The organism is Parasphingorhabdus sp., assembly GCF_965233695.1.
Taxonomy (GTDB): Bacteria; Pseudomonadota; Alphaproteobacteria; order Sphingomonadales; family Sphingomonadaceae; genus Parasphingorhabdus.
Map to the genome: position 1 here is coordinate 1,519,253 of NZ_OZ247497.1, position 23,923 is coordinate 1,543,175.

The window sequence follows — 23,923 nt, forward strand, 5'->3', positions numbered from 1 at the left end:
GGGTGACCCTCTCCCTGAAATTTGGTGATTCTTTTGAACCATCCGGGTCATCCCTCAAAGGACAACCCGTTATCGATTGTCCGGTTATTCTGCGGCTTCTGCCATGGCATCTACAGACACATATTTGCGGCCGAGCTTGCCCTTGTGGAATTCCACTTTGCCATCAATGAGCGCAAATAGGGTGTGGTCTTTGCCCATACCTACATTGCGACCCGGATGGGTCTTGGTGCCGCGCTGGCGGATAATAATATTGCCGGCTACAACAGCTTCGCTGCCATATTTCTTGACGCCTAAACGGCGGCCTTCTGAATCACGGCCGTTACGCGAGGAACCGCCTGCTTTCTTATGTGCCATGGTTTAGTCCTTTTTCTTCGCAGCCGGCTTTTTAGCGGCTGGCTTCTTTGCCGGAGCCTTTTTGGCTGCAGCTGGTTTTGCGTCTGTTTTAGCAGCAGCCTTTTTAGGCGCTGGCTTTGCAGCAGCGGCTTTCTTCGCTGGCGCCGCTTTCTTGGCCGGTGCCGCTTTTTTCTCAGCAGCTGGCTTGTCTTCAGCAGGCTTGGCAGCTTCTTTCTTGGGAGCTGCTTTTTTCGCAGCTTTCTCCGCGCCAATTGCGCTAATCTTCAGCACAGTATGCTGCTGACGATGGCCATTCTTGCGGCGATAATTATGCCGGCGGCGTTTTTTGAAGATGATGACCTTCTCGCCTTTTTCCTGCGCAACAATTTCAGCAGCCACGGTCAGACCTTTGACGTCTTTCATCTCACCGCCGTCACCGGCCAGCAAAACATCATCAAGGGTTACCGAATCACCCGCTTCACCAGCAAGTTTTTCGACTGCGATTATATCTCCTGCGGCAACACGATATTGTTTACCGCCGGTGCGCACTATTGCGAACATGGCATTTTTCCGTTTCAATCTTGTGGTTCCAGCGCGCAAGCAAGGAAACGCGAGTCTCTCGGCTCACGCTGGAAAGAGTGCGCAGCTACTAGATGGGCATGGCTGTGTCAACCGGTATTGGCCGATTTTCAGGCAAGAATTTGCGGCCGTATCATATCACCTTGGCCATGTTGCCACAGCTGCATAAAGGCCATTGCCGCATCAAACGCCTCGGCGTAAAGATGATTTCATGAAATCATCTACTTTTTTGGTGCCATTGCTTGGCCTGTCTTTGTCTGCCTGCGCCATGAAAGAAGGCGACTTTCCGTCCCTCGCGAAGCGGCCTTACGAGGATATTCCTGCGATTCCAGACATTGATACGACGCAGCCGGCTCTAATGGAGGCTCTGCCGCCTGTATTGAAGAATGCCGTCGATAAAGCGGTTCAACAAAGCGACACGGCCCATGAATCCTTTTTGCAACGTCTGCCCGGCGTTAAGAAAAGCGTGTCAGCGGCGCGTGGTTCTGCGCCAGCGAGTGAATCCTGGGTGGTGGCGCAGGTGCAACTTTCCGCACTGGAAATGAATCGCAGCCCATCGGTATCCGCCCTGGCCGATCTCGATTCGCTTTACATGAAGCGCTTGGATGAAGAATTTTCAGGCGAAGAAAAAGGCGCGGCCATTTTGATCGCCAGATCGCGCGAAAAAGTTGAGGCGCAAGTATCTCGTCAGCAACGAGAGATTGACCAGCTAATATCTGGCATGCGCTAAAAGAACTTTATTTTTGAGCGGCTTCCAACGCTGCTTGATGGGCTTTGGCGTTTTCGACATAATGGGCAACGCCCATCCGCATGCCTGCAATAGCCGGTTCAGGCAGGTCGCGCATATATTTGGCTGGAGATCCAGCCCAAAGCTGTCCCGATGGAATACGTTTATTGGGTGTCAATATCGCACCGGCGGCCAGCATTCCGTCGCCCTCTATGACGCAACCATCCATGACAGTGGTGCTGAGCCCGACAAAAGCGCGGTCTTCCAGTGTCGCGCCGTGCAACATGACCATGTGACCAACAAGCACGTCGTCACCGATGATTGTCGGATGGCCGTTTGGAGTGGCCGGGGTGGCGCTGTCACAGTGAATGGTGGTGCCATCCTGAATATTGCTGCGCGCGCCAATCCGGATGAAATTCACGTCTGCCCGAATAACGCAATTATACCAGATGCTGGCCTCGGGCCCGATTTCGACATCGCCGATGATCTTGCAACCCGGCGCAATGAATGCCGATTCGTGGATCTTCGGTGTTTTGCCGTTGAAAGGCAGGATTAATGGTTCAGTCATGCGTCTGGTTTCCAGTCTTTGGCTTCTATACGATAAACAACGGTCGGGTTCAGGTCTTCGCCATAATTGGGATCATGAAAATCCAGCTCTGGCCGGTGCGTCATGCCCAGCCGTTTCATCAGTCCAAGGGACGGTTCATTGCCCGGAACGGTAAGGGCAACGACGAACGGCGCTTTATGCCGGGTAAAAGCGGCGTCCATCGTCGCGGTGGCCGCTTCTTTGGCATAGCCTTGACCCCAGACATCCTCGCGCAAACGCCAGCCAATTTCAAAGGCGCCGGTGAGCTTGGGTTGCGGTGCGTTGACTCGCTTCAAACCACAAAATCCAAGCAGGGTATTGTCTGATTTTCGTTCGACGATCCAGAAGGTATGACCGAAATCCCGATCATAGCCTCTAATTCTCTCGACCGCTTCCAGGAATTTCTCGCGTGTCTGCACGCCGCCAAGCCATCGCGTGACTTTGGGTGTGTTGAGATATTCCATAAACGGTTCGATATCCTCATCCCGCCAATTGCGTAGCCGCAGCCGCTCGGTCTCTAATATGACATCATTCATGGAGCAGCCGGGCCGCATCGGCGGCGAAATAGGTCAGGATACCGGAACAGCCAGCGCGTTTGAACGCGATCAGTTTTTCCATCATCAATGCATCGCGGTCGCCGACACCAGCGGCCGCACCGGCGGCGACCAGCGCATATTCGCCCGATACCTGATAGGCAAATACCGGTACATTAAACTCTGTCTTGGCACGATGGATGATGTCAAGATAGGCAAGGCCCGGCTTGACCATGACGCTGTCGGCGCCTTCGGCAATGTCGAGTGCGATTTCGCGCATTGCTTCGTCGCTATTGGCGGCATCCATCTGATAGCTCTTCTTGTCCCCTTTCAGGGTGCCGCTGGACCCCACTGCATCACGGAACGGGCCGTAAAAGGCGCTGGCATATTTGGCGGCATAGGACATGATCTGGACATTGTGGTGATGCGCCAGTTCCAGCGTGTCGCGAATGGCACCTATGCGTCCGTCCATCATGTCGGATGGAGCGATGATATCTGCGCCGGCATTGGCCTGGTTCAACGCTTGCTTGGAGAGCATGTCGAGGGTGCGATCATTTTCGACATAGCCTCTGGCGTCGATCAGTCCATCTTGTCCATGGGTCGTATAGGGATCGAGCGCAACATCGGTTAGTACGCCGATATCATCACCCAGTGCATCTTTTATGGCCTTGGTTGCACGGCACATTAAATTGTCGATATTGAGCGCTTCAGCGCCATCGTCGCTACGCTTGTCCGTCGGAGTGTTTGGGAACAGCGCGACACAGGGAATGCCCAGATCACGGGCTTCTTTGGCGCGCTCGACGATCAGGTCTACAGACCAGCGCGATACACCCGGGAGCGAGTCAATCGGTTGCTCAACCTTGTTTCCGTCCGCAATGAACAGGGGCCAGATCATATCCGCAGGCGTCAGAACATTTTCGCGCACCATCGCACGGCTCCAGGCGGAAGCACGCGTGCGGCGCAGACGGGTGCGGGGGAAAGAGGGTGTTGAGGGTGATTTCATAAGCCAGCCTTAGCGGACCCTGTGGGGCTTCTCAATATGCCATAACAGCTTAGATGCTTGCAATATCGCTGCTTATCGGGATCATAAGCTTGATTTCAATCACCTAGGATGATCCATGCGCCCCATTAATACCAGCTCGCTCTTCGCTTTGACGATCCCTTTCGCACTGATCGCTTGCGGCAGTGCAGATGATGAAAACAGCTTGGCCGGTTCTTTTGCAAAAGGCTTTGATGAGAGTTGGAATACCGAATTTGTCGCCGGATGTGTTAGCGAATCCAAAAAGGCTGGCGCAAGTGAGGCAGACGCTACCCCGGTATGCACATGTCTGGCGGAGGAACTGGACAAAAGTCTTGATGGCATGAGCGAGAAAATGAATCCACCTGAGGCTAAACTGGACGCCGCAATGGAAATCTGCCTGGCCGATATCTAGTCCGGCAAGGCCTAGCTAATCGATTCCTTACCCAGTCGATTTATTTCGCGCTGTTTCGTCTGAGTGCGTGAAGCGCTCTTCAAGGTGCCGAGAGCTGCGCCAGGTGTTACCCGCTGCAGTCGCTCAAGCTCACCTTTGAAACGTTTCAATTCCCGACCACTCAGTTCTGCTCGTTGCACAAAACTCACCGAGTTGGGGTTGATGGTCCGGCCATTGCGATAAAGCTCATAGTGAAGATGCGGACCAGTTGATAATCCTGTAGAGCCGATATAGCCGATTATTTGTCCCTTGCGGACTTTCCGACCATTGCTCACAGCGATGCGGCTCATATGGGCATAGCCAGAAGCCAGGCCACCACTATGCTTGATTTTGACAAATTTGCCATAGCCACCTTTGCGGCCGGCAAAAGTGACTTCGCCATCGGTTACGGCATATATTGGCGCGCCATAACCGCCACCAAAATCAATGCCGCTATGCATGCGTTTGTAACGCAATATAGGGTGCCGGCGCATTCCATAGCCCGATGTCTTGCGGCCACCGGTTGGGCGGACCAGCTGACCGGTTGATTGACCAACGCCAGAGGCTTCGAACCAGTTGGCGCGTCCACCGCTTGTCCATTTCAACATTTGCGCTTTCGCTTTGCCGTCGCGTTCAATACCAGCGTAGAGCAAGTCTCCAACTTCGACTTCACCGGTTTCAGCGCGGCGATATCCAAGGATGATGTCAAATTCATCTGTCGAACGAATATCGCGTGAGACGGACATTTTTTTACCAATGACCTGCAGATATTTTTGTACCGCTTCCGCAGGTGCGCCAGCAGCGCGAGCAGATCGATACAGACTGGATCCAACCACACCTTTGATCCGCAACGGCGTATCGTCGACGATGATTGGTTTGCGGTTCAGTTTCAGTTGGTCACCGTTCCGAAGAACTTCCAGATTAAGATCAAAGCGCGCCCGGAACGCCAACTGATCAAGTGGCCGCGGTTGATTTTTCGCAGGCCTTCGACCCAGGGTTACGTCGATTTTTGTGCCCGGCTTTATCTCATCTAGCTGTACAGCGCTGGCAACCAGCTCTGTAACCTGGCGAGACTCCGCATTGGCTACGCCAGCGCGCTGCAACACGCGTCGCAGACTATCGCCGCGGCCAAGGGTTGCAACAAGTTCGATAGATGGGCGTTCGGGGCTTTGTGCCAGCGGCCGGACCGCGTCCGTCGCGGCCATTCTAATGCCAGTGTCCGATCCATAAGCTAAAGGCGCAATCGTCTGCGACCGCGCTTGATCCGCTCGAAATCCAGTCAATGCCGGGCTTTGATGTCCCTTGATCGGTCCAAAGTCTGGCAAACAGGAAATGGCAATGCCGCATAAAAGCAACAGTGTTGCCAGACCACGAAGCCAGGTAAGGCTGCCGATATCTCTGCCGAGATCGGGCACCCAGTCGGTCTGCGAAATTTGTTCTCGCCATTCTTCGATCAATTCGGATAACTGTTCGGGTGCAGCAAACGCAGGCGCAGGTGCTTCGGCTGCAATGGCTGCAGCCCCATTCCCCTGATCGGCAAGCATGTCGTTACTCTTGAACAAATGCACCCCTTGGCAATGCTATTTTTCGATACGCAAAAAATAGAACTCCATCGCAATAGTGTTTCTGTCTCTGTGAAGGAATAGGGTTAATGTCAAATTAAGATCGGGCTTCAACCCATGGCCATGCGATAAACCGTGTAAAATCGCAGATATCCGGCCGAAAGAGCCCGATTCTCGATATTTCCTTATGGAAATTGCTTGCCAGTTCGCTCCAGATGCGGTGAGGTAAAACAAATGTCCGACTTCTCCCAGTCTCCTGTTATCGCGGTTCTCGGTCCAACAAATACCGGCAAAACTCACTTGGCGGTGGAACGAATGTGCGCGCATTCAAGCGGGATGATTGGATTTCCGCTAAGATTGCTTGCCCGCGAGATCTATGATCGCGTTGTTGCTCTGAAGGGCGCCAACCGCGTCGCATTGGTAACCGGTGAAGAAAAAATAATCCCGAAGGACGCACGATGGTTTTTGTGCACAGCAGAGGCAATGCCGATCGATCGGGATTTCAGTTTTGTCGCCATTGATGAGGCGCAGTTGGGAATTAACCCTGAGCGCGGTCATATCTTTACAGATCGCATCCTCAACATTCGCGGCCGCGACGAGACGATGATCCTGGGGTCTGATAGTCTCAGGCCCCTGATTGAGAGGCTGATTCCAGATGCGGAGATTATTTCCCGTCCCCGTTTTTCAACCCTCAGCTATGCCGGCCCCCGCAAATTGTCTCGCCTGCCGCGGCGATCCGCTATTGTCGCCTTTTCGGTTGAAGATGTGTACGCCATCGCCGAAATGCTGCGGCGCCAACATGGCGGTGCTGCGATTGTCATGGGATCGTTATCCCCGCAGACGCGCAATGCACAGGTAAAAATGTATCAGGATGGCGAGGTCGATTATCTCGTCGCTACTGACGCTATTGGCATGGGTTTGAATCTGGATGTTTCCCATGTTGCCTTTGCTGCCTTGAGGAAATTTGATGGTCGCCGGCGTCGGCGTCTTACAATAGCGGAAATTGGACAAATTGCGGGCCGAGCGGGGCGTCACCAAAAAGACGGCAGTTTCGGGGTTCTTTCCGGGCTAGCGTCCTCTGATGAATTGGAGCCGGAAGAAATTGAACGGCTGGAGGCGCATGAATTTCCGCGATTGGAATGGCTCTATTGGCGGAATGCTGAACCGGACTTGGCGAGCATCGCTTGCCTTATTCAATCCTTGGAAGACAAACCGAAAGACCGACTGCTTCAGGCTGCGCCGGAAGCCATTGATTTGGCGGTGCTAAAGCGTCTGGCACAAGATCCGGACGTCAATCGGCTGGCAATTGACAAAGATATGGTTCGTTTGCTTTGGGAGGCAGCATGCATTCCAGACTTTCGCAAGATAGGCGCGGATCATCAGGCGCGTTTTGTGGCTTCGTTATGGCCTTATCTGGCTCAGGGAAACGGCCGTATTCCTCATGCGCGTATGGCTCAGGAGATATCTCGACTGGAAAATGTCCAAGGCGACATATCTACTCTTGCAGCACGCATATCTGCTGCCCGCAGCTGGAGCTATATCGCGCAAAAATCGCGTTGGGTTGAACAAGCCGATATCATGGTGGAGCGGACGCGGTTGCTGGAGCGACGGCTGAGCGATGCCATGCATAACCAGCTGACGCAGAGATTTGTCGATAAACGCACCCGCGTGTTGATGCGGGGGCTGATGAAAGGTGCCTTGCCGCAGGATGTTGGACTGGAAGACGATGGTACAGTATTGGTTGACGGGCTAAAAATTGGGACGCTCAAGGGCTTTCAATTTGTCGTGCCTTCGGATAGCCGGAGAGAAGACCGTAAGATGCTGCTTGCTGCAGCGGAGAGATATTTGGGATCGATTATGACTGACAAGGCCGATGCATTGGCAAAAGCACCTGATAGCGAACTGGTATTGGCTGCCGACGAGGCCGGCCATCCGGTTATTTATTGGCAGGAGGCGAAACTTGCCGTTTTGACCAAGGGTAAGAACCTGCTCCATCCAGAGATCAAATTCGATCGTGCGATCAAGGATGTATCACCCGAAAACAGCAAAAAAGCCGAAGAGCGCATCAAGCAATGGGTCGAAACGATGAAAGCGAAACATCTCGACGGTTTGGTCAAGATTGATGCGATGGCCAATGATGCGACAACACCTGCTTCGGTCCGTGCCTTATTCGCCCAGATCGTTGAAGCGGGGGGCATTATCATGCGCCGTCAGGTTGATCAGGCTGTCCGGGCACTCGACAATGATATGCGGGGCGTGGCGCGTCGCGGCGGACTGGTTTTTGGTGCCCTTGATATATTTCATCACGCGTTGATGAAGCCGGGTGCCGTTCTTTGGCGCAACGCCTTGTTCGCTGCGCTTGATGAGCAGCCTATGATCGCTCTTCCAGGCGACAATGCCGTGCATCTCAAGGACTGGACATTCGCTGCACCAGATCATGCAAGCCGGCTAGGCTTTCGCAAAATTGGCGGAGAATATGTGCGGGTCGATATGGCCGAGCGTCTGGTCAAGCAAGCACATGAGGCTCGGCAGGCCGGGCCGGTTTTTGCCATTGATGCCGCACTCGCAACGTCTCTTGGGCTATCTCAGGAGGTGCATGAAGCGCTGCTGGATATGGCAGGGTTTGTAAAAACGGATGATAAACCACAAGCCGCTGAGTCTCAGAAAATAGACCCGGCTGATGCTGCCACCAACCAGTCAGTGGTGCCAGCTACTTCGACTGAGACGGTCACTGATGATGGCTCTGATGCATCACAGAAATCAGATGACGCTACGCCACCGGAAACACCCTCGATTCACTGGCGTTGGAAAGGAATGGGTAAAGCCCGTTCAGGAAAACAGCAGAAAAGCAACAACAAGAAACCTCATGGAAAACGCTCGCCGAAAAGCGGGTTTCAACCACGCAAGTCTGAGCCGGTCTTGGCAACTGCCGGCGGCGCTTTTGCCGAACTGGCAGCTCTTAAGGAGGCAATGAAAAAATAGGATGCAGCTTTGAGAGGCAAAAAAGTCGCGAAGACGAAACCTGATCCCCTTGCGCTCAGGATCGACAAGCTACTTTGGTATCTGCGCTTTGCGGGCAATCGAACAATGGCGAAGAAACTGGCTAATAAAGGCCACGTCCGGCTAAACGGCCGCCGGGTTGATCGCGCACATTTGATGGTACGACAGGGAGATATACTTACGATTCCGCAAGGCCGTGAAGTCCATGTCATCCGGATAGCGATATTGCCTCTGCGACGGGGCAGTGCGCCCGATGCACAAAGTTGTTTTGAAAGGCTGCGCACTGGTGAATGAATTAGGACTGAAAACCAACTGTTGACGTTGCCAATTTTGGGCAATAGCAGTGAAACAAGCATCGCAAATATAGCGATCTGCAAGATGGAGTAGACGACCCGATGACTTATGTTGTTACCGACGCATGTATCAAATGCAAATATATGGACTGCGTTGAAGTCTGCCCCGTTGATTGTTTCTATGAAGGCGAAAATATGCTCGTCATCAATCCCAGTGAATGCATCGACTGCGGCGTATGTGAACCGGAATGTCCGGCCGAAGCGATTTTGCCGGACACCGAAGACGGTCTGGAAAAATGGCTCGAAGTAAATACCAAATATTCCGAAAGCTGGCCCAACATAACTGTCAGCCGTGAGCCGCCGGCCGACGCCGATGACTTCAAAGGGGTTGAAGGCAAGTTTGAAGCCCATTTCTCCGAGAAACCCGGTCAGGGCGATTAAGCACCGCTTGATCTGACGAATAGCATCACCATATCACTTGGCGACCATAGGTTCGCTAGGCGATAAGTTGTGCGTTGCAACGATAAATTGCTTTTTTGTTACGAATCTGCTAACAATGGTGTTGGTAAGCGGCTGGGCACGGGGGGTGTTCGGTCGTTATATGTATGAACAAAAGGGTAATTTCGTCGGGGTTTTGAGAAAATTTGACCGAAATCATCCTTCTTTTCCATAGAGAAAGAAAGGCTTTTTATGGCTGCGAATACGCTGTCCTTTGATGTGGGCGATTATGTTGTTTATCCGAAACACGGTGTGGGTCGTGTGATCGAACTGCAAAATGAAGAAATTGCAGGCATGCAATTGGAACTATATGTTCTTCGCTTTGAAAAAGAACGCATGACATTGCGTGTACCAATGAACAAGGCAGAGGGCGTTGGCATGCGCAAACTGTCTTCTGACAAGACGCTGAAAGAGGCGCTTGAGACACTGAAAGACAAGCCGAAAGTGAAACGCTCCATGTGGTCGCGCCGCGCCCAGGAATATGAAGCGAAGATCAACTCCGGTGACCTTGTCTCTATTGCCGAAGTAACCCGCGATCTGTTCCGTGCTGATGATCAGCCAGAGCAAAGCTATTCCGAACGCCAGATTTTCGAAGCGGCCTCCAGCCGTCTGGCCCGCGAATTGGCCGCGATGGAAGAAACAGATGAGCCAACAGCATTGGCGAAAATTCTGGAAATCCTGAATATTGCGGCACCGCAATATTATGAGGTGAAGGAAGACTGATCACTCTGATCTGATTTCAGATGGATATCTTTAAAGGCCGTCCCAGAAAATGGGGCGGCCTTTTTTGGTTCTGCACAACACAGAATCGTTGGTTTTGCCAGTGCGGTAGTTGGAAATAGAAACGGCGGCCCTGTTCAGAGCCGCCGTTTGTTGGACCAAGAGGCCCGATAAGTCTTTCTCGGACGCTTTAGAATTCGTAACGAACGCCGAGTTGGATCCGCCATACGCTGTTCGAAAAGCGGAGGGTTTCCTGATCGTCCGGAGTCTGGCCGTTGAGGCTGTCAAGAATGTAACGTCCATCAGCATCAACACCGGATGTTCCGATCAGATTGACCAGACCATCTTCATCGTCGCGATTGCGGAGTACATTCCAATCGGGGTCGATGAAGTTCAGGAAGTTGTCAAAATCAGCGAACAGCTCAATCTTGTCTTCCAAACCGAATAACCGGCCAGGGCCAGGAATTTCCTGACTAAAGCGAAGGTCCATGTCAAAGACCCAATCATTGCGGCAGCTATTGCGTCGAATAGTCTGGCCGGGTGTATAATTACAGTTCAGACCTGAAATAACATTCAACAGACTATCCACATCGGCGGCTGTCGCAGTCGACAGAGGGGACAAATTCGGATCGTTAATGCCCGTTGGAATATACAGCAGCGCGTTATTGTCGCCAGATGTTGAATCCTGGAAACCGTCACCGCTGAAGGTTAAGCTGTAAGGCCGACCTGACTGTGCTGAGAAAAAGACACCCAGTTGCGTCGAGTAATCGTCGAAAAATTCCTCGCGGAAATTGGCAGCCATTGTGAACCGATGCCGGGTTTCGAAATTGGATGTCGAAATTGCCGGGTCTTGGAAATCGAACGCTGCGGTATCTTCAAAGTTACCGTTGGCGGTGGCTCCAAAGACGTTTCGCGTGTTGTTAGAGTCCGTGAAGGCGTAGCCGAAGCTGACGTTTACGTTACCACCATCGGTGAATACTCCGCCATCAAAACGCTTTGCCAAAGCAATCGAAAAGACGTGACTGTCGTAGGAAGGTCCATTGGTCAGCTGGTTGAAATCATCCAAGCCCACTGAGCGACCGGTGACGTTGTTAACGAAACAATCTGCGGTTACGCCAGTATAAGTTGGCGGTGTGCCCCCTGTACCTTGCAGGACTGCATTACAATCCGGGTTTAATGGGTCAATGGCGGCAATAATCGGACGACCATCAATGGCAAAGCCATTCAGTCCCTCGCTAGGATTGGGGATCTGTACCAGATCGTTGATGTTGATCGGGTCGATAAACCTTGAATAGATATAGTCAAGCTTGAGGTTCCAGTTTGAAAAGAAGCCATCCTGCGCACCGATCATGGTATCAATACCAAGATTAGCTCGAAGCACCGTAGGAACATCGAAATTTGGATCGGTGGACTTTACATCAGCGCCTCCTCCAGAGGCTGTATTTATGGCAGCCTGAACCGCACACTGTGGAAATCCAGTGAACTGTCCACCATTCACGACACTGAAGTTGCCATTGGCATCCAACAATCCTGCGCACTCAGCATCAAATGTGTCACCATTTGCCGAAGCAAAGCCGTCATTGGAAAAGGCGTTGGAGTAGAACACGACTGGGTCACCGCCAGAGAAGAGGCCTACACCACCCGTGAGCGTCGTATCGCTGAAAAAGCCCTCGTTGAAAAGATTATAGGTAGCTGAAAAGCGTGGCAGGATGACAGTTTCCAAACTGCTAAATGGGACGCTATTCGAAAATCCAAACCGCTGCAGGAACAATGGGTTGTTGCGTGGAACGCCAACACCATCATAGAGCTGTACGCGTACGCCTCCAGTCAAGCTTAGCTGATCGGTGGCTTGCCATTCGTCCTGGACAAAGAAGGAATATATCTGACGGCTGAACGTAGCACTGGCATCGTTAATATCGCCGGTCGCCGATGTTGCAATCGTTGCACCACCATTAAATCCAAAGCGGCCACCCACAATCAGATCATCGGCGCTGGCAAAAACACTGGAACCACTTCCACTGGCGACGACACCATTTTGGAAATCAGTCAAGTTGCGGAAGAAGATTGATCCGGTCGCATTGATCGCAAACAGGTTGAATACTTCTAGATCGTTCAGTTCCGCGCCGATTTTGATTTTGTGATCATCGGCGTCGATATTCATCAAGAACCTTGCCTGATCAATCTTGGTATCGAGCTGGTTGGCGGAACGGAAAATTCCGGGACCGGTGGAAAGAAGACCATTTTCTGTTGGACCCTGCACGCCGACGACCAGCCGGACGATCGGAGGATCGTCTTGCGCCTCACCGCCACCAACTGGTCCTTGTTTGTCACCAACTTCGGCCCGTGACACGCGAAGTTCGGTAGAGATCCGGTCTGTCCAGTCGGAATAGAGTCGAAGGGAATAATAGTCTGAAACTGTACCTTCATCTTCAAAGCTGTTCAGCCCGGTAAGGTTGTTGGTACCAGTATCTGATTCCACATTGGTTTCTTCCAGACGCTGATAAGTCGCCTCAAGACGATGATTATCGGTGATGTAAGCATCCAGTCGGCCGAAATAGCGTGCGCTGGTTTCTGGCAGATTCTGCGGATAGCCACCAACATCCTGACCATATACAGTGTTCGCGATATTGGCGAACTGGTCAAACTGCGCCTGGGTAACGAAATCGGCTTCGTTGGGGAAGCCGGCGCCTGCAGGGCCAAATTCATTGGCGTTTCCGAGGTCGGTTTCTTCATATCCCAAGAAAAAGAAGAGACGATCGGGAATGATTGGGCCCGACAGAGTCGCACCCCAGCGTTTCTCGGAAAACGGTGCCACGACTGATCCCGAGCCACCGGCTTCATCGCCGCGCAAATTTTCGTTGGTGAAAGTATAGAAAGCAGAACCGTGGAACTGGTTTTCACCTGACTTGGTGACCACGTTGATCGCACAGCCGGTGAAGTCGGAATATTCCACATCGAACGGCGCGAATTCGACGGAGGTCTGACGAATGGCATCGAACGGAATTGGGAAAGTGTTGCGCGATGCGGATGGCGTGCCGTTCAGACCAAACACATCCGACTGCACGATACCGTCGACGGTAAAAGTGTTGGAACGGTCATTACCGCCAAGACAGCTGATCCGGTCCACTTCGTTGTTCCGGTCAAGGCTGACGCGGGGATCGATTCGGATTATGTCGCTGACATTGCGCGTAATTGAAGGAAATCCCTCCAGTGTCTCCAAGTCAAATGACTGACTAGGGCCGACCGCGAGCTGGGCTGCCTGCACACGCGACCCGGTGACCACAATCACTGCTTCAGACTCATTCGTAGCCAGTTGGAAAGTGAGGCGGAGATTGCCGCCGACAGTCAGAGACTGGTTTTCGACGCTCTGACCTTCAAAGCCAGGAGCCGTTGCTGTGATGGTGTAGGGGCCGCCGGCTACTAAGCCTTGGGCACTGAAATTACCGGAGCCGCTGGATGAAAGCGTCCGCGTCGATCCCGTCCGTGTATCAGTTACGGTGACTGTTGCGCCAGGCAATGGATTGCCATTCTCATCTCGAACTTGGCCCTCAACGCCAGATGTAATCTGCTGTGCTGCGGCTGGTGTTGCCATCAGGCCGGCTGTGGAAAGGCTGACAACGCTGGCTGCCAATAGATATTTCATTTTCATGTTAAGGTTCCCCATTTGCGGTCTTTTACAGTGATGGACATGGTCGGCGACGCGGCAAGCATCAGGAACGCCATGTAATCGAACTGCTCCCTAGGGGGGTAAAATGACAGCTTTGTCTCAATCGCAACGACTTTATTTTGCGCTGCAGCATTTAATTTTTATCCACAGTTTATCAAGGGCTTGGAAAGTGAGCCCACAGGCCCCTAAACTTTACAGATGAGTAAACCTATCCTACTGAATTATAGAATTTATTTCCTTCAAAATTGCCGAAAAGTCGCTTGTCATGACTTTTTCTGACTGTTGCGAATTTATCACGATGTCAGCATGTACCTGTGAAGGTTCGACAAATTTTTCATGCATCGGGTCGACCTGGCTGGCGAAGACTTCCCGGACCGATTCGGCGGTTCGGCCACGCTCTCTGACATCGCGTTCCAAACGTCTTTCAAACCGGATGACACTGTCACAACGCACAAATACGGACAGATCGAATAATCGCCGCAACGGGGCGTGGTGGAGGATCAATATACCATCGACCAAGATGATCGGCCGGGGTTCGGTTCGCTCGGTTTCTGTCCTGGGCATATGAGTCGGAAAATCATAGAGAGGGCGATCAACTGCCTGCCCCTGCTTAAGCTGCGACAATTGCGCACACATCTTGTCAAAATCGACCGCATCGGGATGATCGAAATTGGGTCCGCCTTTCCCTGCCGGTGCATCACCATAGCCAAAAAAATAATCGTCTTGTGGCAGAATAACACATTGTTCCGCGCCCAATGTTTCATGAACATGGGCGGCCAGCGTAGATTTGCCCGAACAGCTGCCCCCGCTTATCCCCACAACTTTCGGGATCATGCCAATCCAATTTCGCGCAGTCGTTCCATCAGATAATCATGCGCCGTAATCGGCTCTGGATAGAGATCGGGATGATCCTGATCGATACATTGCGGCAGAGTTTCGATCAAATAGTCCGGTCTGAAATGCAGGAAGAATGGCATGGAATAACGCGAATGGCCGCGGCGTTCCGGCGCTGGGTTGACCACCCGGTGGGTTGTGGATGGCAGCCTGTTATTGGTCAATCGCTGCAACATATCGCCGATATTGACGGCAAGTTCACCCGGTTTTGGAGTCACCGCACGCCAATTGCCTTGTTTGTCCAAAAGCTCCAATCCCGCCTCCTCGGCACCAATCAGCAGGGTTATCGTATTGATATCCTCATGCGCAGCTGCGCGCACGGCAGATGAATCGGCTGGCACTGGCGGATAGTGGATCAGGCGCAATATGCTGTTACCGTCGCGCACGGTGTCGTCGAAAAAATTCGGATCCAGTTCAAGGAAGCGGGCAATCGCTTCGAGTATCCGTTGGCCCGCTTTGTCAAAGGCGGCAAACAGTTCGAGGTAGCAATCGCGAAAGCCAGTCAGTTCTTCCGGCCAGATATTGGCGCTCATAAACTGTTCAAATTCATGGTCAATTGGTAACTCCCGACCAATATGCCAAAATTCTTTCAGGTCATGAATGTCGGAATCTTTAGCGGCCTCTGTCCCAAAGGGGGTATAGCCGCGTGCTCCACCGCCACCAGCGATATGATATTTCCGTTTCACATCCTCCGGCAATGCGAAAAAAGCACGGGACATTTGTTCGGCTTTTGCGATCAAGGCGTCCGATATGCCATGGTCAGCAATAACCGCGAAGCCCCAGTCAGAAAAGGACTGACCGATGCGCGCGGCAAAGGCATGCTTGTCCTGATCAGCCAAGCCGAGAGAAATCGAAGATAACGTATCATGGGGTTGTGACATGGCTCTATGATGCTCCGGGAAACGGGTTTGTCAATCTATCGGGTTTACCCAAGGGATAATAGCAGGCCAGCCAAGGCTGCACTCATCAGATTGGCGAGGGAGCCTGCAGCCAATGCTCTCAACCCAAGGCGTGCAATCACCGGACGCTGATTTGGCGCGAGACCGCCCGTAACGGCCAGTTGAATGGCAATCGAGAGAAAGTTGGCAAAGCCGCACAGGGCAAAAGTTACGATGGCGACCGTGGTTGGCGACAATGTCTCACTCATGGTTCCGAGATCGTTGAATGCAACAAATTCGTTCAGAACAACTTTTGTTCCGAACAGGCCGCCGGCTGCAAATGCCTCTTCCCAAGGCACGCCAAGCAGAAACATGATCGGTGCAAAAACATAGCCGATAATTTGCTGAAAACTCAGGTCTGGTTGCCCAAACCAGCCGCCAACTCCGCCTAATATACCATTGGCCAATGCCACAAGTGCCACAAAAGCGAGCACCATTGCGCCGACTGCGACGGCAATCTTGACGCCGGTTTGTGCGCCCATAGAGGCGGCCATAATGATGTTTGCTGGCTTTTCTTCCTCGTAATCAACGGCTACCACCAGTTCCTCCGGCGCTTCGGCATCAGGATCGTCAGGCATGATGATTTTTGCCATCAGGATACCACCGGGAGCTGACATGAATGCAGCGGCTAACAAGTAGTCGATGCGGATACCCATGGAAGCATAGGCCGCCAATATGGTTCCCGCTACACCAGCCATGCCGACGCTCATAACCGTGAACAGCTGGGACTCGGTCAGTTTAGCCAGATAAGGACGGATGACGAGCGGTGATTCCGATTGCCCAACAAAGATATTGGCCGCGGCACAAAGGGATTCTACTTTCGATATTCCCGTGACTTTCTGGATTCCGCCTCCCACCCATTTGATGATGAATTGCATTACACCGAGATAATAGAGAATCGATATCAGCGCGGAGAAAAAGATGATAACGGGAAGCGCAGCTATCGCGAAGCTGTTCCCGCCCATGTCAGGGCTGGCCAGCGGACCAAATATGAAATTTGTACCGTCGGCCGCGTATCCGAGGAGGTTGGAAACGCCTGTAGACATGGCTTCAATGATATCTTTGCCAGCCGGAACATAAAGCACAAGCACAGCGATGCCGGCCTGCAGAGCAAAAGCAGCCGAGACGACACGAAAGCGGATTTTACGGCGCCCGGTTGAAAGGGCGAAGGCGAGCAGGAGGATTACCGCCATGCCGGCAATGCTTGTTAGAATTGAAGTCATTAGCGGTTCGCCCCCGTTGATTTTACCACGTCACTTCCCCATTCGAACCCGTGTAAGCAGCGGTTAGCTGGTCAAGTATATCGTTGATATTGTTACTTAGAAGCAACTGTTCGCGACGAGCGGAGGACATGAATCCATGGCCCGCAACATTGTCCAGAAACGTTGTAAGGGAATCCCAATAGCCGTTCACGTTGAGCAGCCCGATCGGCTTGCCATGATAGCCAAGCGCTTTCCATGTCCATGCTTCAAACAGCTCGTCCAAGGTTCCGATGCCACCCGGGATGGCAACAAAACCATCGGTGAGTTCGGTCATCTTTGCTTTGCGCTCATGCATGGATGTCACGACGTGCAGTTCGGTCAGGCCGGTATGGGCGACTTCATGGTCTTTCAACATTTCCGGGATGACGCCATAAACCTTGCCGCCACCTTCGAGCACAGCATCAGCAATAATGCCCATCAGACCCAGACGTCCGCCGCCAAAGACCAGATCGATGTTTCGCTCGGCCATGACTTGACCCAATTTTTTTGCTGTCTCGGCGAATACAGGGTCCCCCCCAGCGCTCGCGCCACAATAAACCGCTAGTCTTTGCACAAATTCCCCTTTGGACCGACTCTGCCCCCGACTGTTATGGCTGGACTAAGCCAAAACGGTCATCGAATCCTCCCTAGAGGAAAATGGCGGAGAGTCACGATTCCTTTTTTCTGCTCGTTTTTTCATGCTTTTTTTTCAGTCCCGACCGCGCTAGGCAATGAAGATGACAGCAATTCCAAAAACAAAGCACATCCCACGTGGGCTCTTCGTCATTTGCGTTCTCTATGGTGGCATGGCGAGTTTGGCGGGAATATTAGGCAATAAATTGGTGGCGCTGGGACCATTGGCGGTCGAAGCGGGCATTTTCGCATTCATCCTGTTGGTGGTCTTGGCCGGCGCAGTAGCCGAGATTTATGGCCGGACCACAGCTAATCGGATCGTTGTGTTCGGATTCGTTCCGATCATCGTATCGATGATATTAATCCAGCTGGTATTGGCCCTGCCACCCGCTTCGTTCTGGGAAGAAGAAAAGCGCGTCGCATTTGACATTATACTCAACCAGTCGACCCGGCTGATGTTTGCCGGGATCATCGCCTATGGCACGTCCCAGCTGCTCAATGTTTTCATCATAACACGGCTGAAAGGGGAAAGCGGCAAGCTGCTTTGGCTGCGCAGCATGATTGCTGGTGTGGTGAGCCAGGCCGTTGATACGGTGATTTTCATCACGGTCGCCTTTTACGGTGTCGCGCCGCTTATGAAAATCATGCCGGGGCAATTGCTTGCCAAGGTCATATTATCGGCGGTTTTTGTGCCGCCGCTGATTTATGCCATTGTGCGGATGGCCAAACGACTTGATGCGGAGTGAAGCTTTTTCGATACTCGCTATTTCAATGGTCATTGCTCGGGTGTCTGGCCATCTTGGCGGCCTGTTCAGCCCCCGCAGAAAAATCCGCACCGTCTCCTGACACCAATATTGTCACCATAATCGGCGTGATCCATGGGCAACACCGCCGCAGCGAAGCCTATTCTCTCGAAGTGTTGCGGGCGGCAATTGTCAGATTTGCTCCCGACATTGTTATGATCGAATTGCCGCCTGAACGCTTTGCCCGGGCATCCGCAAATTTCGAAAGGTTTGGAGAAGTCCGGGAAAGCCGCGCGGATGACTTTCCCGAATTGACCGATGTTGTTTTCCCGCTGCGACAGCAATTGGGCTTTGAACTGGTACCTGTGGCGGCCTGGACGCAGAAAATAGCGGATGCCCGGCGCGGTGAATTGACGCAGCTAAAGCAAGACCCGTCGCGAACGAAAGATTGGGCTGCACATCAGGCCGCTATTGCAACTTATAACAGGGCAGTCAGCGGACGTTCTGATGATCCTCTGTTCATTCATAGCAAGGCCTATGATGAAGCGGTGAAAGCGCGGCAGGATGTTTATCAACTGATGTTCGGAGATGACCTGGGACCGGGGGGTTGGCAGAATATCAATGCGGCCCATTATCAGAAAATCGCTGTCGCCTTGGATGGCGTAAAGGATCAGGGAAAACGCGTGTTAATCCTCTATGGCGCTTGGCATAAATATTGGTTTCTGGAACAATTGGAGACCCGAGATGATATTCATCTAACCAATGCAGCAGAGCTGTTCGAAGATTAGAGGCCGGGTATTTTCCGGTTTTCCATCGCTAATATCTCAGGTGTATCAATATCCAACAGACTGCCGTCATCAACGGGAACAAGGTGGGCGGTCTTTAGCAGCTTTCTGGCACCCTGATCTCCTTGCACATCCTGAAGGATTGCAAATTGGCTTGATGGGAAAAGTGCCGGGGGCATCGCTTTGCCATCGTCACTTGATGCAATAACGGAATCGCGCCCGCATTCCTGAAACGCCCGCACCAGGCGCTCGATATGCTCGCAAGTAATATAGGGCATGTCGGCCAGACAGATACATATCGCTTCGGCGTTGCATGTGATTGCGCTGGCCGTCGCGCATCGAACAGATGTGGATTGCCCCTCGCTGGCATGATCATTGGCAACAACATCATAGCCCATTTCTTTCCAACCATCCGTGCAGGGATGATCGGGGCAGGATGCTATTATTATGCGTCGATCAAAAGGAAGGCTGGCCAGTGTTCCTGCCGCATGTAAGCCTAACATCTTGCCATGCAACAAGGCGGTTAGCTTGTCCTGATCCCCAAATCTCCGGGACTGACCTGCGGCAAGCAGGGCCAGAATGATTCCGTTCCCGGCCGCTATACTCAATTGGCGGATGCGTCCTCAATATAGGCGATAATCGCTTGGCGTCTTCCGGCATCGGTGATCGCTCCGGCCATCATCGTGGTGCCAGGAACTTTGGCGGCCGGGTTGGCCAGATAACTGTCCAGTTCTTCCTTGGTCCAGGTGATGCCAGAGGAAGCCATCGCATCAGAATATTTAAACCCGTCAACGCTGCCAGCAGCCCGGCCGATAACACCATAAAGGTTGGGGCCAATACGATTGGCACCGCCTTTTTCTACAACATGACAGGCGACACATGTGTTGAAAGCCGCCTTCCCTGCCGCCACCAGACTGGCAGCTGTGTCATCGGCTGCCTGTAGCGCTGCCGCATCGGATGCATCAGACCCGGGTTCGCGAACAATAATCTGTTCGGTGGGTTCTGGCGCCGGGTCAGACCCGCAGGCGGCCAAAGCGATTAGCAAGACGGGCGCGGATGCGCGTAACACTGCTTTCATCAATCTATCCTTATAAATGTCAGCACGAACGGCTTCAGGCGAAACTCACTTTGCTTAATGGCAGCTCGCGGACGCGTTTGCCAGTGGCGGCGAAAATCGCATTGGTAACGGCAGGTGCCAATGGTGGCAACCCTGGCTCACCTGCTCCGCCGAGCCGCTTGTGATCGCCGTTAATAATCGCCACCTCCACTTCCGGCATCTCGTTGATCCGCAAAATCGGATAGTTATGGAAGTTGCTCTGCTGGACAGCGCCATCCTTTACCGAGATTTCACCATAGAGCGTAGCGGTGAGGCCGTATGCAATGCTGCTTTCCATCTGTGCCGCAAATCCGTCTGGATTGATGGCAAAGCCGGGATCGGCCGCGACGTAGATTTTCTTCACCTTCGGTTTTCCACTGGTCATGTCAACTTCGGCCACTTCCGCGACAATGGTGCCGAAGGAAGGAACAAAGGCAATGCCACGGCCATGACCTTCGGGGAGGGGTTTATCCCAACCCGACATCTCGGCAGCCTTGTCCAGAACCGCCAGATGGCGGACTGATCCGGCGAGCAATTCGCGGCGAAATACATAGCCATCTTTGCCTGCTGCATGGGCCATTTCGTCAACGAAACTTTCGATGAAATAGCCATGCTGGCTATGATCCACCGACCGCCATGGGCCAAAGCGCAAATGGGTTGGCACATCAATTTTGCGGATCTTGTGATTGGCGATATTATAATAAGGCACGGTAGGTGCTTCTTGCGGGTCGAACAGATGCGTATGGATATTGCTCCAGCTCACTGGCTTGCCGTCCTTGTCCAGACCGGCCTGGAACCGACTGGTCGCCGATGGACGATAATGGTCCTGCATGGTGTCTTCTTCACGCGACCAGATCATCTTCACCGGATAGGGAACCGCCTTGGCAATACGCGTCGCCATGATAATCACATCATTTTCGGATCGCCGTCCGAAACCGCCGCCAAGATAGGCATTGTGATAGGTTACGGCATCCATATCAATGCCAAGCGTGTCCGCTGCCGCTTTACGAGCCATGAGCGGGGCTTGATGGCCGGACCAGACATCGCATTTCCCGTCCCGTACCCAGGCAGTACAGTTCATCGGTTCCATGGTGGCATGGGCGAGGAAGGGCACCTTATATTCCGCTTCGACCTTGGTGGCGGCACCCGCAAAAGCTTCTCCGACATCACCCTGCTCGGTCTCGACATCGCCGCCATCGTCACCGGCCTCATCGAGCACCGATGCATAGCGCGCAAACAGGGCATCCTGATTCAGCGCATCGCCTTCGGTCTTGGAATATTTTGCTTCGATAGTGCCAAGTGCTTGCTCGGCCCGCCAATAGCCATCGGCAATCACAGCGATAAAATCACCCATGTTCAGGATTTGGAGGACACCGGGCATGGCTTTGGCGGAATCGACATTCATGGATTCGATTGTCGCCCCAACCACAGGCGCGGCTTTCACCGCAGCGTATTTCATGCCGGGCAGATCCGCATCAATGCCGAATAGCGCCGTGCCATCGGATTTTTCGGGAATATCATGGCGGGCCATGGCCTTGCCCATCAGCTTATAGTCTTTGGGTGACTTCAGCTTGGGCTTGTTCGGCAGGCCTTGCTCTGCCGCAGCGGCGGCAAAGTCCGCAAACGGGGCTGACTTGCTGCTCTTGTCGTGGAGAATCATGCTGTTTTCCGCGCGCAATTCACCGGCAGGAACATTCCATTCCTCGGCCGCTGCCGCGATCAGCATTTCCTTGGCTGCGGCGCCAGCCACCCGCATGGCGCGCTGTCCGGTTCCGCGAACCGAGAAACTGCCACCGGTAATTTGCAGGTTCATCGCTGTTGCCAGTTGCAAAAAGGTTCCGCCGACCGTTGGCTCCAATATTGCCGGGACCTCAAGATTGGGAGCAAGAAATTCGCGGCCAATATCATGGGAGACATATTTTGCGTCTGCCGGAGCTTCCAATATTCTGACCTTGCTCCAGTCCGCATCCAGCTCGTCGGCGAGCATTTGTGCCAGGGTGGTGAAAATACCCTGACCCATTTCGACATGGGGAATGATTGCCGTGACAATATTGTCGGTGTCAATTTTTACCCAGGCATTGATCAATTGTTCGCCGTCCTTGGCGAGCATCGGGCTGAGCCGCCCGATCGGATTGTCAGGACGGACCGCGACGCCAACAACCAGTGCGCCGCCAGCAACCACCCCGGCACCGATGAAGGCGCGACGAGTCCATTTGCCTTTTTTGGGCGCTGTTTCAGAAATCTGTTTGTCCGCCATGATCAAGCCTCCTGCGTTTCGGAAGAGACGCCAGCGGCAGTTTTGATCGCCTTGCGTATACGCACATAGGTTCCGCATCGACAGATATTGCCCGCCATCGCGGCATCGATCTGTTGATCACTGGGATTGGGATTGTTTTTGAGCAAGGCAGTGGCCGACATGATCTGTCCCGACTGGCAATAGCCGCATTGCGCCACTTGCTGATCGACCCAGGCTTGCTGGACCTTGCTGAAGGTACCATCTTCCTCGGCGAGACCTTCGATTGTGGTGATCTCCTTGCCATCAGCTTCTGAAACAGGGGTGGAGCAGGACCGGATCGGCTTGCCATCCAGATGGACGGTGCAAGCTCCGCACAGGGCGACGCCGCAGCCAAATTTGGTGCCCGTCATTTTCAAATTTTCGCGGACGACCCAGAGAATAGGCGTGGCTGGATCGACATCAACCTCTTTTGCCTGACCGTTTACGTTCAGTGTAATCATGGAAATATCGCCCTTTTGGAATTGGATATCATTCTGCAACCTATACCTGAGGGCAGGGGTTTAGCCAAGAGGTACGCAAGGACAGGGTCTGTTCAGGCGAAAATGTCGGATAAAGCTTCCGTAAACGGCCCTTCTTTGACGGTGCGGAGCTCCACATATAAGGCCGCCACGCCAGCGGCTTGCACGGCGGCAATTGCAGTCTCCACGATGACGGTGACGAAGACCGACGCGGTTGCATTGAAAAAAGCGATTCCTTCGGTCATGCCCGATAGCGTTGCAGATGCGATCATGAAGATAATCATCAGCAGAAACATCATGCCCTTTGAACCGGAGGCCAGCTCTGCGCTGCGTTTTAACGAGCCCGTGATGCCGAGATTTTCGATAACCATCACGGGCGCAGCAACCATCCACATCAGGAACAATATTACACCGGGAACTACAAACAGAAGCAACCCCAACATGATGCCTAATAGAGATAATATCGCTAGCCCGATAAGCGGCAGAAAGCGTTTCATGGCCTCTGCAAAACACAGGCCGATATCAACATCCTGATTACGCATATCCCGAACAGTGGCGACGATCAGCATCGCCTGCAGCAATATCGTCAGTATGAAATAGGCGAAAAACATCCCGGTGCCAGCGAAGACAAATGTCAGCCAATAATCGTCGAAACCAGCAAGTGTTTCATCGAGAAACGGAGCTGCAAGGCCTTGGGGATTGAGGGTAAAATACTGCATCAATCCATAAGGCATCCCTGCAACGATCAGGGACAAGCCAAGAAAAACAATGGGATGGCGCGCAATAACCGTGAAGGTTGTGCTCATCACGCGTCCAATATCGAATGTCATTATGTGAGGCCCCTTATCCGCTGCTGGGTATATTCTCGCTCCGGCCCGCCCTGTCAATCA

At 52.9% G+C, this 23,923-nt stretch carries 24 protein-coding genes; 8 read left to right on the top strand and 16 right to left on the bottom strand.

Annotated features, from left to right (window positions below; genetic code table 11):
• Window positions 1-84: 84 nt before the first annotated feature.
• Both rpmA and rplU read right to left on the bottom strand, forming a co-directional pair.
• The gene (gene rpmA / locus ACO6S1_RS07210; RefSeq protein ID WP_108811240.1) at window positions 85-354 is read right to left on the bottom strand and encodes a 50S ribosomal protein L27; all 270 of its coding nucleotides are present in this window, start codon (window positions 352-354) and stop codon (window positions 85-87) included.
• Window positions 355-357: 3 nt separating this feature from the next.
• Entirely contained in the window at window positions 358-894 is a 537-nt protein-coding gene (rplU, locus tag ACO6S1_RS07215; protein ID WP_422345633.1) for a 50S ribosomal protein L21, read from the bottom strand.
• Window positions 895-1,123: 229 nt separating this feature from the next.
• Between rplU and ACO6S1_RS07220 the strand changes: the two genes are divergently transcribed.
• Window positions 1,124-1,642, top strand: coding sequence for a hypothetical protein (locus ACO6S1_RS07220; protein WP_422345634.1), 519 nt, complete (start codon window positions 1,124-1,126; stop codon window positions 1,640-1,642).
• A gap of 7 nt (window positions 1,643-1,649) precedes the next feature.
• On the opposite strand, the gene ACO6S1_RS07225 is transcribed toward ACO6S1_RS07220, so the two are convergent.
• Genes ACO6S1_RS07225 through hemB form a run of 3 tightly spaced genes read right to left on the bottom strand, consistent with a single transcriptional unit; the run spans window position 1,650 to window position 3,761 of the window.
• Window positions 1,650-2,207, bottom strand: coding sequence for a gamma carbonic anhydrase family protein (locus ACO6S1_RS07225; RefSeq protein ID WP_422345635.1), 558 nt, complete (start codon window positions 2,205-2,207; stop codon window positions 1,650-1,652).
• Window positions 2,204-2,761 carry a GNAT family N-acetyltransferase gene (locus ACO6S1_RS07230; RefSeq protein ID WP_422345636.1) on the bottom strand — a complete coding sequence of 186 codons (558 nt, stop codon included), beginning with the start codon at window positions 2,759-2,761 and terminating at the stop codon, window positions 2,204-2,206. Before ACO6S1_RS07230 ends, ACO6S1_RS07225 begins: the two co-directional genes overlap by 4 nt.
• Entirely contained in the window at window positions 2,754-3,761 is a 1,008-nt protein-coding gene (gene hemB / locus ACO6S1_RS07235) for a porphobilinogen synthase (protein WP_422345637.1), read from the bottom strand. Before hemB ends, ACO6S1_RS07230 begins: the two co-directional genes overlap by 8 nt.
• A gap of 115 nt (window positions 3,762-3,876) precedes the next feature.
• Here hemB and ACO6S1_RS07240 point away from each other — a divergent pair, with 115 nt between their 5' ends.
• Window positions 3,877-4,191, top strand: coding sequence for a hypothetical protein (locus ACO6S1_RS07240; protein WP_422345638.1), 315 nt, complete (start codon window positions 3,877-3,879; stop codon window positions 4,189-4,191).
• 11 nt (window positions 4,192-4,202) lie between these two features.
• On the opposite strand, the gene ACO6S1_RS07245 is transcribed toward ACO6S1_RS07240, so the two are convergent.
• Window positions 4,203-5,777 carry a M23 family metallopeptidase gene (locus tag ACO6S1_RS07245; protein WP_422345639.1) on the bottom strand — a complete coding sequence of 525 codons (1,575 nt, stop codon included), beginning with the start codon at window positions 5,775-5,777 and terminating at the stop codon, window positions 4,203-4,205.
• Between the two features lie 228 nt (window positions 5,778-6,005).
• Between ACO6S1_RS07245 and ACO6S1_RS07250 the strand changes: the two genes are divergently transcribed.
• The 4 genes from ACO6S1_RS07250 to ACO6S1_RS07265 all read left to right on the top strand — a co-directional run bounded on the left by ACO6S1_RS07250 (window position 6,006) and on the right by ACO6S1_RS07265 (window position 10,285).
• Complete coding sequence (locus tag ACO6S1_RS07250) at window positions 6,006-8,753, top strand: helicase-related protein (RefSeq protein WP_422345640.1); 2,748 nt, start codon at window positions 6,006-6,008, stop codon at window positions 8,751-8,753.
• Window positions 8,754-8,762: 9 nt separating this feature from the next.
• The gene (locus ACO6S1_RS07255; protein ID WP_422345641.1) at window positions 8,763-9,065 is read left to right on the top strand and encodes an RNA-binding S4 domain-containing protein; all 303 of its coding nucleotides are present in this window, start codon (window positions 8,763-8,765) and stop codon (window positions 9,063-9,065) included.
• Between the two features lie 101 nt (window positions 9,066-9,166).
• Window positions 9,167-9,505: a ferredoxin FdxA gene (fdxA, locus tag ACO6S1_RS07260; RefSeq protein WP_422345642.1), complete on the top strand. Its 339-nt coding sequence runs from the start codon at window positions 9,167-9,169 to the stop codon at window positions 9,503-9,505.
• Window positions 9,506-9,754: 249 nt separating this feature from the next.
• Window positions 9,755-10,285: a CarD family transcriptional regulator gene (locus ACO6S1_RS07265; RefSeq protein ID WP_108811228.1), complete on the top strand. Its 531-nt coding sequence runs from the start codon at window positions 9,755-9,757 to the stop codon at window positions 10,283-10,285.
• A 187-nt stretch (window positions 10,286-10,472) separates the two neighbouring features.
• On the opposite strand, the gene ACO6S1_RS07270 is transcribed toward ACO6S1_RS07265, so the two are convergent.
• From ACO6S1_RS07270 to ACO6S1_RS07290, 5 genes are all read right to left on the bottom strand, one after another.
• Window positions 10,473-13,931: a TonB-dependent receptor gene (locus ACO6S1_RS07270; protein WP_422345643.1), complete on the bottom strand. Its 3,459-nt coding sequence runs from the start codon at window positions 13,929-13,931 to the stop codon at window positions 10,473-10,475.
• Between the two features lie 231 nt (window positions 13,932-14,162).
• Entirely contained in the window at window positions 14,163-14,783 is a 621-nt protein-coding gene (udk, locus tag ACO6S1_RS07275) for a uridine kinase (RefSeq protein ID WP_422345644.1), read from the bottom strand.
• Window positions 14,780-15,724, bottom strand: a complete 945-nt coding sequence (locus ACO6S1_RS07280; RefSeq protein ID WP_422345645.1) for an isopenicillin N synthase family dioxygenase — start codon at window positions 15,722-15,724, stop codon at window positions 14,780-14,782. Before ACO6S1_RS07280 ends, udk begins: the two co-directional genes overlap by 4 nt.
• A gap of 44 nt (window positions 15,725-15,768) precedes the next feature.
• Entirely contained in the window at window positions 15,769-17,004 is a 1,236-nt protein-coding gene (locus tag ACO6S1_RS07285) for a NupC/NupG family nucleoside CNT transporter (RefSeq protein ID WP_422345646.1), read from the bottom strand.
• 22 nt (window positions 17,005-17,026) lie between these two features.
• A complete protein-coding gene (locus ACO6S1_RS07290; RefSeq protein ID WP_422345647.1) occupies window positions 17,027-17,596 on the bottom strand; it encodes a TIGR00730 family Rossman fold protein in 570 nt (189 codons plus the stop codon).
• Window positions 17,597-17,759: 163 nt separating this feature from the next.
• Between ACO6S1_RS07290 and ACO6S1_RS07295 the strand changes: the two genes are divergently transcribed.
• Both ACO6S1_RS07295 and ACO6S1_RS07300 read left to right on the top strand, forming a co-directional pair.
• On the top strand, window positions 17,760-18,401 hold the full coding sequence (locus ACO6S1_RS07295; protein ID WP_422345648.1) for a queuosine precursor transporter: 642 nt from the start codon (window positions 17,760-17,762) through the stop codon (window positions 18,399-18,401).
• Window positions 18,398-19,186 carry a hypothetical protein gene (locus ACO6S1_RS07300; RefSeq protein ID WP_422345649.1) on the top strand — a complete coding sequence of 263 codons (789 nt, stop codon included), beginning with the start codon at window positions 18,398-18,400 and terminating at the stop codon, window positions 19,184-19,186. Before ACO6S1_RS07295 ends, ACO6S1_RS07300 begins: the two co-directional genes overlap by 4 nt.
• Here the strand turns inward: ACO6S1_RS07300 and ACO6S1_RS07305 are convergent.
• The 5 genes from ACO6S1_RS07305 to ACO6S1_RS07325 form a co-directional block, all read right to left on the bottom strand.
• A complete protein-coding gene (locus ACO6S1_RS07305; RefSeq protein WP_422345650.1) occupies window positions 19,183-19,791 on the bottom strand; it encodes a nucleotidyltransferase family protein in 609 nt (202 codons plus the stop codon). The genes ACO6S1_RS07300 and ACO6S1_RS07305 overlap by 4 nt on opposite strands.
• Window positions 19,788-20,261 (bottom strand): c-type cytochrome, encoded by a 474-nt coding sequence (locus ACO6S1_RS07310; protein WP_422345651.1) that lies wholly within the window; start codon window positions 20,259-20,261, stop codon window positions 19,788-19,790. The genes ACO6S1_RS07305 and ACO6S1_RS07310 overlap by 4 nt, the downstream gene beginning before the upstream one ends.
• Window positions 20,262-20,295: 34 nt before the next feature.
• Complete coding sequence (locus ACO6S1_RS07315) at window positions 20,296-22,536, bottom strand: molybdopterin cofactor-binding domain-containing protein (RefSeq protein WP_422345652.1); 2,241 nt, start codon at window positions 22,534-22,536, stop codon at window positions 20,296-20,298.
• Between the two features lie 2 nt (window positions 22,537-22,538).
• Window positions 22,539-23,015 carry a (2Fe-2S)-binding protein gene (locus ACO6S1_RS07320; RefSeq protein WP_422345653.1) on the bottom strand — a complete coding sequence of 159 codons (477 nt, stop codon included), beginning with the start codon at window positions 23,013-23,015 and terminating at the stop codon, window positions 22,539-22,541.
• A 92-nt stretch (window positions 23,016-23,107) separates the two neighbouring features.
• Window positions 23,108-23,863, bottom strand: coding sequence for a hypothetical protein (locus tag ACO6S1_RS07325; RefSeq protein WP_422345654.1), 756 nt, complete (start codon window positions 23,861-23,863; stop codon window positions 23,108-23,110).
• Between the last annotated feature and the right edge of the window lie 60 nt (window positions 23,864-23,923).